Annotated in this window: 7 protein-coding genes and 1 pseudogene; 5 read left to right on the top strand and 3 right to left on the bottom strand. The window is 74.4% G+C overall.

What is annotated here, in order from left to right; genetic code table 11:
* Nucleotides 1-41 precede the first annotated feature (41 nt).
* On the bottom strand, nucleotides 42-227 hold the full coding sequence (gene rpmB, locus IE177_RS30270; RefSeq protein WP_003993230.1) for a 50S ribosomal protein L28: 186 nt from the start codon (nucleotides 225-227) through the stop codon (nucleotides 42-44).
* Nucleotides 228-481: 254 nt separating this feature from the next.
* On the opposite strand from rpmB, the gene fakA reads away from it, so the two are divergent.
* On the top strand, nucleotides 482-2,188 hold the full coding sequence (fakA, locus tag IE177_RS30265; RefSeq protein ID WP_190018667.1) for a DAK2 domain-containing protein: 1,707 nt from the start codon (nucleotides 482-484) through the stop codon (nucleotides 2,186-2,188).
* Between the two features lie 219 nt (nucleotides 2,189-2,407).
* Here fakA and IE177_RS30260 read toward each other — a convergent pair whose 3' ends face one another.
* Nucleotides 2,408-5,335, bottom strand: coding sequence for a tetratricopeptide repeat protein (locus IE177_RS30260; protein ID WP_190018666.1), 2,928 nt, complete (start codon nucleotides 5,333-5,335; stop codon nucleotides 2,408-2,410).
* Nucleotides 5,335-7,170, bottom strand: a complete 1,836-nt coding sequence (locus IE177_RS30255; RefSeq protein ID WP_190018665.1) for an HSP90 family protein — start codon at nucleotides 7,168-7,170, stop codon at nucleotides 5,335-5,337. Before IE177_RS30255 ends, IE177_RS30260 begins: the two co-directional genes overlap by 1 nt.
* A 226-nt stretch (nucleotides 7,171-7,396) precedes the next feature.
* Between IE177_RS30255 and recG the strand changes: the two genes are divergently transcribed.
* The 4 genes and pseudogenes from recG (at nucleotide 7,397) to IE177_RS30235 (ending at nucleotide 11,966) form a co-directional block, all read left to right on the top strand.
* Nucleotides 7,397-9,625, top strand: a complete 2,229-nt coding sequence (gene recG / locus IE177_RS30250) for an ATP-dependent DNA helicase RecG (protein ID WP_190018664.1) — start codon at nucleotides 7,397-7,399, stop codon at nucleotides 9,623-9,625.
* Nucleotides 9,626-9,726: 101 nt separating this feature from the next.
* A pseudogene (rsmD, locus tag IE177_RS30245) lies at nucleotides 9,727-10,323 on the top strand (16S rRNA (guanine(966)-N(2))-methyltransferase RsmD); the annotation flags it as partial.
* A gap of 26 nt (nucleotides 10,324-10,349) precedes the next feature.
* On the top strand, nucleotides 10,350-10,829 hold the full coding sequence (gene coaD / locus IE177_RS30240) for a pantetheine-phosphate adenylyltransferase (protein ID WP_190018697.1): 480 nt from the start codon (nucleotides 10,350-10,352) through the stop codon (nucleotides 10,827-10,829).
* 57 nt (nucleotides 10,830-10,886) lie between these two features.
* On the top strand, nucleotides 10,887-11,966 hold the full coding sequence (locus IE177_RS30235; RefSeq protein WP_190018662.1) for a F0F1 ATP synthase subunit B: 1,080 nt from the start codon (nucleotides 10,887-10,889) through the stop codon (nucleotides 11,964-11,966).
* The last annotated feature ends 118 nt before the right edge of the window (nucleotides 11,967-12,084 follow it).

The raw sequence follows: 12,084 nt of genomic DNA, 5'->3' as shown, positions 1-12,084 counted from the left end.
GTGCAGCGAACCAAGCAGTGGCCGCGCGCTCAGCTGTAGCGTCAGCGCGAGACCTTGCCGGCCTTGATGCACGAGGTGCAAGCGTTCACGCGCTTCGGCGTCCCGCCGACCACGGTACGCACACGCTGGATGTTCGGGTTCCAGCGGCGGGACGTACGGCGGTGCGAGTGCGAGATGTTGTTGCCGAAGCCCGGCCCCTTGCCGCAGACGTCGCAGTTGGCAGCCACGGGTCACTCCAAAGACTTCAGATGCACTTACGGTTGATCCCGGCATGCCGGGATCGAGATCATACGACCTGAGATCTTGAGTGGCGCTGCCAGGGGAATGGCCCGATCGGATCGGGCAACCGGAGCAGCATACAACGGCTGCGTCCGTACAACGAAACTACCATGGCAGCTCCGGGCCCCGTCCCCGGCCCTCTTCCGGCGGACACCCCCTCGGGGTCTACGCTGCGTCCCACGTCCAGCTCAAGGAGGCGCAGGTGGCGCAGGTGCCGCAGACATTCTTCGATGCTCTCGCGGTGCGCACCTGGTGCGGTCTGGCGCTCGGGGCACTGGGGCGGGCCCGCGAGGAGATCGACGCGATCAACGTCTACCCGGTCGCGGACGGTGACACCGGAACCAACCTGTACCTGACCCTGGAGTCGGCGGCGACGGCCGTGGAGGCCGTGTTCGCCGGGTACGAGACGGGCCGCGCGGAGCCGTCGCTCGGGGACGCGGTGCGCGCGATGGCCCACGGGGCGCTCATCGGGGCGCGGGGCAACTCGGGGACGATCCTCGCGCAGCTGCTGCGGGGCATGGCCCAGGTGCTCGCCGGCGCCCCCGGGGGCGGGACGCCCCGCGTCGACGGTGCCGGGCTGGGGCTGGCCCTGCGGCGGGCCGCCGACTCCGCCCGGGACGCCGTGGCGCACCCCGTCGAGGGCACCGTGCTCACGGTCGCCTCCGCCGCCGCCGACGCGGCCCAGGGGACCGGGGACGACTGCGGGACCGTGGCGCGCGCGGCCTACGAGGGCGCCCGGGCGGCCCTGGCCGCGACTCCGGGCCAGCTGGCCGTGCTGGAGCGGGCCGGAGTGGTCGACGCGGGCGGACGGGGGCTGGTGGCGGTGCTCGGGGCGCTGGTGGAGGCGCTCACCGGGGAGGCCCCCGCCACTGACACCGTGTCCGGGGCCGGGCCGCACGCACAGGGCGCCGCCGTTCGCGGCGTCGACCCGCACGCCCGCGTCACCGGTCCTGACCCCGGCCTGTGCGCCGAAGGCGCCGGGACCGACGGGCCCGCCTTCGAGGTGATCTACCTCCTGGAGGCCGGCGACGAGGCCGTGACCCGGCTGCGCGCGCGGCTCGACGCCCTCGGGGACTCCCTGGTCGTCGTCGGCGGCGACGGGCTGTGGAACGTCCACGTGCACGTGGACGACGCGGGCGCCGCCGTGGAGGCGGGTGTGGAGGCCGGGCGGCCGTACCGGATACGGATCACCCACTTCGGCGCCGGCGACGTCCACACCGGCGGCGAGCGGCCGCCGCGCGAGCGGGCCCAGCGGGCCGTCGTCGCCGTCGTGCCGGGCGAGGGCCTGGCCGGGCTGTACGCCGAGGCCGGCGCGACCACCGTCCTGGCGCGCCCCGGGGAGCCGCCCGCCAGCGGGGAGCTGGTGCAGGCGGTACGGCGCGCCCACGCCCGCGAGGTCGTCCTGCTGCCCAACGACGCCGAACTGCGTCACACGGCCGCCGCCGCGGCCGAGCAGGCCCGCACGGAGGGCATCCGGGTGGCCCTGATCCCGACCCGTTCCGCGGTCCAGGGCATCGCCGCGCTGGCCGTGCACGAGCCGGAGCGCCGGTTCGACGAGGACGTCGTCCAGATGACCTCGGCGGCGGGCGCGACCCGGTACGCGGAGGTCGTCGTCGCCGAACGCCAGTCCTGGACCACGGCCGGCATCTGCCAGGCCGGGGACGTCCTGGGCCTGATCGACGGCGACGTGGCGGTGATCGGGGCGGACGTCACCGCCATCGCCGAGACCGTCCTGGACCGCATGCTCCAGGCCGGCGGCGAGCTGGTCACCCTGGTCGTCGGCGACGAGGCTCCCGAGACCGTCGCCGACCACCTCCGGGCCCGCGTCCGCGAGGCCTACCTGGCCGTGGACACGATGCTGTACCGGGGCGGCCGCCAGGGAGCGCTCCTGCTCATCGGCGTGGAGTGAACCCGGCCCCGCCCCGACCGCCCACGGCACCCGCGTGCCCCCGCTTCGAAGGCGCCAACGCCTCGGCAGACGTCCGGCACGGCACGCGCGCGTACCGCCCCCGCGCCCGAGGCAGTTCTCCGCGCTGCGGAGGGTGCGGTTCCGTAGCTTGAGTGGCCGCACGCTCTTCGGCTGTGCGGCCCGCGGCATCCGTGTGACTGCCGCCCGCCGCGCGGGCGGTCATGTCTCGGACCGGGCCGCCCGCAGCATCTGTGTGGCCTCCGCGCGTCGCGCCTGGGCCGTTTCGTCCGTCTCGCCGGCGGTTTCGTAGGCGGCCAGCACCGCACGCGCGCGTGCCTCCGCCCCGTCCGGGCGGCCCAGGTCGGCCTCCAGCCAGCCCGCGGCCAGTTCGGCGCCGGTGCGGCTGTGCAGGCCGTCGGCGCCGAGCGTGCCGAACAGCGCCGCCGCACGGTCCATCTGCGTCAGCGCCGCCTCGAACGCGGCCCGGATCACGTCGTCCTCCGCCTCCTCGGCCGCCGAGCGGGCCAGCAGGTCGCCGAACTGACGGTGGGTGCTGCCCAGTTCCGCGGTGAGCTGCTCCCGGGCCACCGGGTCCGCCGCGGCCTCCAGCGCGTCCTCGCACTCGCGCACCGCGTCCGCCATCAGCACCCGCGCACCCTCCGCCCCGGCCTCCCCGCGCAGCGCCAGCCAGCCGCGGGCCCGCAGCGCGCGGACCAGGAACTGCGGGTTGCCCAGCGCACGCCACAGCTCGCCCGCGCGCGCGTAGGCGCGGTCCGCCTCCGCCGGCAGCCCGGCGCTGCTCAGGGACTCGGCGGCGAGGTGCGCGAGCGTGGCGTGGTCCTGCTGCTCGGGCCACTCGCGGGCGATGTCGGCGGCCCGCAGCCGGTGCTCGGCCGCCGAGCGGTGCTCGCCCAGCTCGCCCAGGCAGTCCCCGAGCCACCAGCGGGCCTGGACGACCGCCCCGTCGCCGTGCGTCTCGGCGCTCAGGTCGGCCAGCGCCGACTCCAGGACCTCGGCGCCCTCCGCGTACCGCCCCTGACGCAGCAGGAAGCCGCCCAGCTGCTGACGCGCCCAGGCGCCCAGCGTGCCGCTCTCACCCGCCTCGTCGGCCCAGTGCGCGGCCTGCAGCGCGTGCTCCGCCGCTTCCACGGCCTCGCCCCGGCCGCCGATCACCTCGGCGAGCTGCAGGTGCAGCTGGGCCCGCCCGACCGGCTCCACGTGCGGCCCGCCGTACTCCAGGGCCGCGCGCAGCGCCCGTTCGGCCCCTGCGAGGTCACCCGCCTGGTGGGCCAGGGCGGCGACCTGCACCTCGTACTCGACGGCGAACCACGGCAGGCCCGCGGCCACGTACTCGCCGGCGGCCCGCCCGAACAGCTCCGCGGCCCGGCCGGGGTCCCCGCAGAGCCCGGCCAGTTCGGCGAGCATCCCGCGCGCCTCGGCCGCCCGCGCCGCCGGCCACACCTCGTCCCCGGCCCGCCCCTCGACCAGCGCCAGCACCTCGCGCACCGCCTGCTCGGCCTCCGCGCGCGCCGCACGGCCGGCCGGGCCGGCGGCGCCCTCGTGCACCCGGCGCATCAGGATCCGGGCCCGGCTCATCACCACCGACGCCGTCTGCCGCACCCCGGTGGCCTCGTCGGCGTACAGGGCGAGCACCTCGTCGTACAGGCCCGCGACCGTGCCGAGGGCCGCGTCCACCTCTCCGCCCAGCGCGCGGACGTACGCCCCACGCGCGCGTGCCGCCAGCGCCTCGCCCGGATCGCCCGCCCGCGCGTACAGCTCCGCCGCCCGCTCGAACAGGCCGACGCCCTCGGGGCCGCGGGCCATCGCCTCGTGGTCGGCGATCTCCGCGCGGTCCCGCGGCTCCAGCTCGACGTCCCGCGCGGCCCGTGCGACCGCGGCCCAGGCCTCCAGCGCGTGCGGCCGCAGGGTGTCCGACAGCCGCCGTGCCTCGGCCAGCAGCGCCGCGAGGCCGGGCCCGTCGGTGACGTCCGGCACCGAAGGCGCGGCCACGGGCGCCGGCGCGGGCGCGGGGCGCACCGTGCGCACGCCCAGGGGCAGACGTTCCACCAGCGGCCGCTGTGCCATGCGCGCGCGTGCCCGGTCGCCGACGTGCGAGGTGCCGTTGCGGCGGTCGAACCGCCCGGCCAGCTCCGTCGCCTCCGCGCGCGCGTGCGCGGCGAGCTCCCGCGCGGTCCACGTCCGCCCGGCGGGCCCCGGCACCCGCTGATCGCCGTGCCCCAGCTCCGTCAGCCGGTCCATGAGCAGCGCCACGACGGCCATGAAGTCGAGCCGGCTGCGCGGGTGCCCGGTGTCCGTGAAGTACGCGGGCCGCTCGGCGAGCAGTTCGAGGCCGCGTGCCTCGTTGCCGGTCAGCGCGCAGAACTCCACGTGGTCCGCGTAGGCGCCCCGCATGCTCTCCATGGACCGCACGAGCCGGAAGCCCCGCAGGTGGTTCGCGCGGGCCTCCTCCGCCCGGCCGAGCCGCAGCAGCGGCTTCAGCGAGGCGGCGAGGACGGCGTGCGGCTCGTGCGCGCAGCCGTACTCGCCCTCCAGCACCGGCGCCCACAGCCGCAGGGCCTGCGCGTCCTGCCCCCGCTCGGCCTGCCAGGCGCCCTGCCCGTTCAGCTCGCAGGCGTGGCAGTCGGCCATCCGGTCCCGGTCGGCGGCCAGCCACGCGGCGTACGCCCGCTGCGCGCGCGCCAGGTCGCCGACGTGCGCGGCCACGGCGAACTCGGAGCCGCGCACCGCCCGTTCCGAGTGCCCGGCGAGCCGGTAGCGGTGCTCCATCTCGCCGAGCCACTTCTCGATCGAGGCGAGCGGGACGTGCGGCTGGTCCAGCATGCCCGCCGACATCCACTTGAAGACCCAGTGCAGCGAGTCGGTCTCGTACTCGTCGAACTCCTCGGGCCGTTCGTCCCACATGCGCAGCAGCCGCGCGAACGGGACGAACATCTTGTCCTTCTCGGAGCTGTAGTTGTAGACCTTCAGCTGGTGCCCGAGCGCCTCGATCACGGCGAGCGGGACGTCCAGCCGCTCCGCGTCCGCCAGCAGCCGCTCGGCGCGCGCGTTGCGGGCGGGTCCCTCCGGCTGCCCGGAGTTCTCCGCCAGCGCCCGGCGCAGCGCGTCGAAGTCCGTGATCTCTTCCATCAGCGACCGTTCTCCCCGTGTGTGGCCCACTCCAGCAGCCCGATGAACGCCCGGTTGAGCAGCGCCGAGTCGGCCGGCCGGAGCGGGCGCTGGGCCATCAGCAGGGCCTGCCCGTACAGCGACTCGGTGGCGGTGCCGATCAGCTCCGGGTCCCCCAGCGAACCGATTCGCCGGACCAGCGGGTTGAGGTGGTTCAGCACCAGACGCGCGCGCGGGGCGCTGCCGCGCAGCGAGCCCAGGATGCCCGCCCACAGGTCGTCGGCCCGCTCCTCGGCCTCCGCCCGCGCCTGCTCGTGCCGGGCGCCCCGGTCGTCCAGGTGCAGCGCGGGCACCGACAGCGGGTGGAAGGCGCGCAGGACGACGTCACAGCCCAGCGGGTCCAGCTTCGCGCGCGCGGCCGCGAGGAACCCCGACAGCGCCAGCTCCTCGCCCGGGTCCACCGCGTCCAGGTGCGCGGTCACGGTGTCCGCGTCCAGTTCGGCGACCACCGTCCCCGGCCGCACCCCCGGCAGCGCCTCGATCAGTTCGCTGTCGTAGGTGTAGCCGCCGTTGACCACCCCGACGCCCTGCGCGGAGGCGATCGGGGCGACCTGCCGGTACTCCTCCACGGTCCGCGTGAAGTGCACCACCGGGTGGCGCTGCGCGAACTCCTCCAGGGACAGCTGCCCGTCGGTGGTCTCGAACGGCAGCCACGGCAGCATCGTGCGCAGCATGTCGCCGTCGTGCCGGGCGAGGGACTTCACGCCCAGGTGGTGCACGGCCAGGAAGGCCGCGAGCCGTTCCGGGTCACCGGCGGCGAGCCGGGTCAGCCACGACCGGATCCGCTCGCCGAGCGCCTCCCGCACGGCGGCCAGCGTCTCGTCCTCGTACAGCGACTCGCGTGAGGCCGTCGGCCGCAGGCTGTCCGTGTCCAGCACGCAGCGCACGAAGAACGCCCAGTCGGGCAGCAGCTGTTCGGCCCGCTCGGTCAGCAGCATGCCCTTCAGGTGCACCCGGTGGGTGGCGCGCTGGGCCGGGCTGACCGCCGACGGCAGCACGTACGCCACCCCGCGGATCCCGGCCACCGGCACGTCCAGGTCGATCGAGTCCAGCGGGGTGAACCCGAACAGCTCGCGACAGTGCCGGGTCAGCGCCGCCCGCCGCGTGGCGGGACTCGGGTACGGGCGGTCCCAGGGCGCGGGCAGCTCGGTGATCCGCTCCTCGCCCACCCGGACGTCGTACGGCAGCAGCGAGCCGAAGTCCCGGGCCAGGGTGAGGACGCGCTCGGGCGACAGCCACTCGGCCGCGCCGGCCCGCGCCGTCAGGTACACCGTCGTACCCGGCTCGGGCCGTTCGGCGTCGGGCAGCGTGCGCACGGTGTACGACCCGTCGTCGCGCGCCGTCCACTCCACCGGCGGGGCCCCGGGCGTCCGGGCGCTGCGGCTGACCACCCGGATCCGCTCGGCGACCACGAAGCAGGCGAGCAGCCCGATGCCGAACTGGCCGAGGAAGTCCGACCGGGCCTCCTGCAGGGCCTCCGCCCGCTTGGAGCTGCGGCCGATGGTCGCCAGCAGGCCGTGCACGTCGGACTCGGTGAGCCCGACGCCGCTGTCCTCCACGCGCAGGCCGCCGTCCGAGGCGTGGAGCCGGACCAGCGCCGGGGCGTCCGGCTCCTCGGCCCGCCGCGCGGTGACGGCGTCCACGGCGTTCTGCAGCAGCTCGCGCAGATAGACCCTGGGACTGGAGTAGAGGTGATGGGAGAGCAGGTCCACCAGACCGCGCAGGTCGACCTGGAACGTGTGAGGTGTGTGGGGTGACTGGGATGCCTGGGCTGACTGCGAGGTCTGGGAGTCCATCGTCACTGCGCCGGAGGGGGGAGTGCGTGGGCGGCGCGGGGTCGGGCGGTCCCGGATGGGGCGGTGACCGCGAAGGATGGCCGGAGCGCGCCATCCTAGAGCCGGAACAGCCCACCTGACCAGGACTTTCCCCGGAATTTCCGGGGCCTTCCCGGACCGGGCGCACGGCCGTGGGCGGCAAAACCGCAGGGCAGGGTGTACGGCATTGTCAGTGCCGTGGTGTGCAATGGACTGCGTGCCCGCACTGGATGAACCACTGAAGCAGTCCCTGAAGTCAGTGCTCGGCCCCGCCACCGCGAAGGTGATGGCCGAGCACCTCGGCCTGCACACCGTCGGCGACCTCCTGCACCACTACCCGCGCAGATACGAGGAGCGGGGCCAGCTCACCCACCTCGCCGACCTGCCCATGGACGAGCACGTCACGGTGGTCGCCCAGGTCGCCGACGCCCGCCTGCACTCCTTCGCCTCGGCCAAGGCCCCGCGGGGCAAGGGCCAGCGGCTGGAGGTCACGATCACCGACGGCAGCGGCCGGCTCCAGCTGGTCTTCTTCGGCAGCGGCGTGCACAAGCCCCACAAGGAGCTGCTGCCGGGCACGCGCGCGATGTTCGCCGGCAAGGTCTCCGTCTTCAACCGCCGGCTCCAGCTCGCGCACCCCGCCTACGAACTGCTGCGCGGCGACTCCGAGGAGACGGTCGAGACCTGGGCCGGCGCCCTCATCCCGATCTATCCCGCCACCGCCAAACTGGAGTCCTGGAAGATCGGCAAGGCCGTTCAGACGGTGCTCCCCGGCGCCCAGGAGGCCCTCGACCCGCTCCCCGGCCCGCTCCTCGCCGGGCGCGGCCTGCTCCCGCTCCCCGAGGCCCTGCTCAAGATCCACCGCCCGCACACCAAGGCCGACATCGCCGACGCCCGCGCCCGTCTGAAGTGGGACGAGGCCTTCGTCCTCCAGGTCGCCCTGGCCCGCCGCCGGCACGCCGACTCCCAGCTCCCGGCGGCGCCCCGCCGACCGAAGCCGGACGGCCTCCTGACCGCCTTCGACGACCGGCTGCCCTTCACCCTCACCGCGGGCCAGCGCAAGGTCTCGGACGAGATCTTCGCCGACCTCGCCACCGAGCACCCGATGCACCGCCTCCTGCAGGGCGAGGTCGGCTCCGGCAAGACGCTCGTCGCCCTGCGCGCGATGCTCGCCGTGGTCGACGCGGGCGGCCAGGCGGCCATGCTCGCGCCCACGGAGGTCCTCGCCCAGCAGCACCACCGCTCGATCACCGAGATGATGGGCGACCTGGCCGAGCAGGGCATGCTGGGCGGCGCCGAGCACGCCACCAAGGTGGTCCTGCTCACCGGCTCGATGGGTGCCGCGGCCCGCCGCCACGCGCTGCTGGACCTCGCCACCGGCGAGGCGGGCATCGTCATCGGCACGCACGCCCTCATCGAGGACAAGGTCCGGTTCCACGACCTCGGCCTGGTCGTCGTCGACGAACAGCACCGCTTCGGCGTCGAACAGCGCGACGCCCTGCGCGGCAAGGGCAAGCAGCCCCCGCACCTGCTGGTCATGACGGCCACCCCCATCCCGCGCACGGTCGCGATGACGGTCTTCGGTGACCTGGAGACCTCGGTCCTCGACCAGCTCCCGGCGGGCCGGTCCCCGATCGCCAGCCACGTCGTCCCCGCCGCCGACAAGCCCCACTTCCTGGCCCGCGCCTGGGAGCGGGTGCGCGAGGAGGTGGCGGGCGGCCACCAGGCGTACGTCGTCTGTCCCCGCATCGGGGACGACGCCGACGAGGCGGCCGACCCCAGGAAGGCGGGCAGGACGAAGTCCCCCGAGGACGAGGCCGAGAAGCGCCCCCCGCTCGCGGTCCTCGACGTGGCCGGCCAGCTGGGCCAGGGCCCCCTGAAGGGCCTCGGCGTCGAGGTCCTGCACGGCCGCATGCACCCCGACGACAAGGACGCCGTGATGCGCCGCTTCGCGGCGGGTGAGACGGACGTCCTGGTCGCCACCACCGTCATCGAGGTCGGCGTCAACGTCCCCAACGCCACCGCCATGGTCATCATGGACGCCGACCGCTTCGGCGTCTCCCAGCTGCACCAGCTGCGCGGCCGCGTCGGCCGCGGCTCGGCCCCCGGCCTGTGCCTGCTGGTCACCGAGATGCCCGAGGCCAGTGCCGCCCGCCGGCGCCTGAACGCGGTCGCCGCCACGCTCGACGGCTTCGAACTCTCCCGCATCGACCTCGAACAGCGCCGCGAGGGCGACGTCCTGGGCCAGGCCCAGTCCGGTGCCCGCTCCAGCCTGCGGGTCCTGGAGGTCATCGAGGACGAGGAGGTCATCGCCCAGGCACGCGAGGAGGCGGCGGCCCTCGTCGCGGCCGACCCCGAGCTGACCGGCCTCCCGGGCCTGCGGACCGCGCTGGACGCCCTGCTGGACGAGGAGCGGGAGCAGTACCTGGACAAGGGGTGAGGGCGGCTGCCCGGGCGTGCGCGGCCCCGTACTCCGTACGCGGCTACCGCCGCGCGGGCGCGGCCAGCGACAATGAACCGTAAAGCCGCCCACGAAGAAGGACTCCCCACATGACCCGCGTGATCGCCGGCCGGGCAGGCGGACGGCGCTTGTCAGTACCCCCTGGCACCGGAACCCGTCCGACATCGGACCGCGCGCGCGAGGCCCTCTTCTCCACCTGGCAGTCCCTCCTCGGCGGCCCGCTGGCCGGTGAACGCGTCCTCGACCTCTACGCCGGCTCCGGAGCCGTGGGCCTGGAGGCGCTGTCGAGGGGCGCGAGCCACACCCTGCTGGTCGAGGCGGACGCCCGCGCGGCGAGGACGGTCCGGGAGAACGTGAAGAACCTGGGCCTGCCGGGCGCCGAGGTGAGAGCGGGCAAAGCGGAACAGATCATCCGGACCGCGCCCCCGGCCGAGCCGTACGACGTCGTCTTCCTGGACCCCCCGTACGCCGTCGCGGACGACGATCTCCGGGAGATTCTGCTCACACTCCGCACGGAGGGCTGGCTCGCCGAAGAAGCGCTGGTCACCGTGGAGCGCAGCACCAGGGGCGGTGAATTCCGCTGGCCGGACGGCTTCGAGGCGATCCGGTCCCGCCGATACGGCGAGGGAACGTTTTGGTACGGTCGCGCCGCCTCTACGTGCGAAGACGCACGATGACCGGACCGGAGAGCGAGGGATCACAAGTGCGCCGCGCCGTCTGTCCCGGGTCGTTCGACCCGATCACCAACGGACACCTCGACATCATCGCCCGGGCCTCCCGTCTTTACGACGAGGTCTACGTCGCGGTGATGATCAACCAGTCCAAGAAGGGCCTGTTCGAGATCGACGAGCGGATCGAGCTGATCCGCCAGGTCACCGCCGAGTACGCCAACGTCCGCGTCGAGGCCTTCCACGGTCTCCTCGTCGACTTCTGCAAGCAGCGCGACATCCCCGCCATCGTCAAGGGCCTGCGCGCCGTCAGCGACTTCGACTACGAACTCCAGATGGCCCAGATGAACATCGGCCTCACCGGCGTCGAGACGCTGTTCGTGCCCACCAACCCCACCTACAGCTTCCTCTCCTCCTCTTTGGTCAAGGAGGTCGCGGCCTGGGGCGGCGACGTCTCCCACCTGGTGCCCGCCCCCGTCCTGGAGGCCCTGAACGCGCGCCTGCGCAAGGGCTGATGGGGCTACAGTCGTCCCGTCCGTCTTCAACCCGGCTGTAGAGAGTGGCGAGCACAGGTGGACGTGCAGAAGAAGCTCGACGAGATCGTCTCCGCGGTCGCCGGCGCCCGGGCCATGCCCATGTCGGCGTCCTGTGTGATCAACCGCGCCGAGCTGCTCGCGATGCTGGAAGAGGTGCGCCAGGCCCTGCCCGGCTCCCTCGCGCAGGCGCAGGAGCTGATCGGCGACCGTGAGCAGATGGTCGAGCAGGCCCGGATGGAGGCCGAGCGGATCATCTCCGACGCGCACGCCGAACGCGGTTCGCTGGTCTCCGGCACCGAGGTCGCCCGCCGCTCGCAGGCCGAGGCCGACCGGATCCTCGCCGAGGCCCGCCAGGAGGCCGAGGAGATCCGCGCCGACGCCGACGACTACGTCGACTCCAAGCTCGCCAACTTCGAGGTCGTCCTCACCAAGACCCTCGGCTCGGTCGGTCGCGGCCGCGAGAAGCTGCTCGGCACCGGGCCCGGCCTGGACGAGAACGGCTACGAGGACGAGGACGCCCCCGAGCGCAGCCAGGACCCGGCGACCCTGCGGCACAACGCCGACGCGTACGTCGACACCAAGCTCGGCGCCTTCGAGGCGGTCCTCGCCAAGACGCTGGAGGCCGTCGGCCGGGGCCGGCAGAAGCTGCACGGCCGCATCGCCACCGACGACCTCGGCGCCCTCGCCGACGACACCACGACCTACCAGCACTCCAGCGACGCCGACTACCTGGCCGACCTCGCGGCCCTCGCCGAGCAGGACACCCCGGCCCAGCGCCCGGCCGCGCCCCAGCAGCAGCCGTCGTACGAGCCGCAGCCCGACTACGGCTACCCGCAGCAGCCGGATCCCTACGCGGGCTTCCCGCAGCAGCCCGGCTACGCCCCGCAGCAGGACCCGTACGGCTACCAGCAGGCCGACCCCTACGCCTACCAGGCCGCCTACGACCCCCAGCAGGCCGCCTACGACCCGCAGCAGCCCCAGCAGCCGGGGCAGCAGCCGCAGGCCCAGCAGCAGGCGCCGCAGCCGGGCTACGCCCTCGACGAGACCAGCCTCTTCGACACGAGCATGATCAGCGCGGAGCAGCTGAGGGCCTACGAACAGGGCCGGGGCCTGTAGCCGCGAGTCCCGGAGCCGAACCGGATTGGGCCCTGAGTGAAAGGTCCAGTATCCTGGCTCTTCGGTCGCGAGTATGCCCGCGATCACCGCTGCCCGGAACACCGCCGGGCGGCGTTCC

It is taken from the genome of Streptomyces lucensis JCM 4490 (assembly GCF_014650035.1).
Taxonomy (GTDB): Bacteria; Actinomycetota; Actinomycetes; order Streptomycetales; family Streptomycetaceae; genus Streptomyces; species Streptomyces lucensis.
The sequence above is the reverse complement of the archived record's forward strand: the minus strand, read 5'-3'. Positions and strand labels throughout refer to the sequence as shown.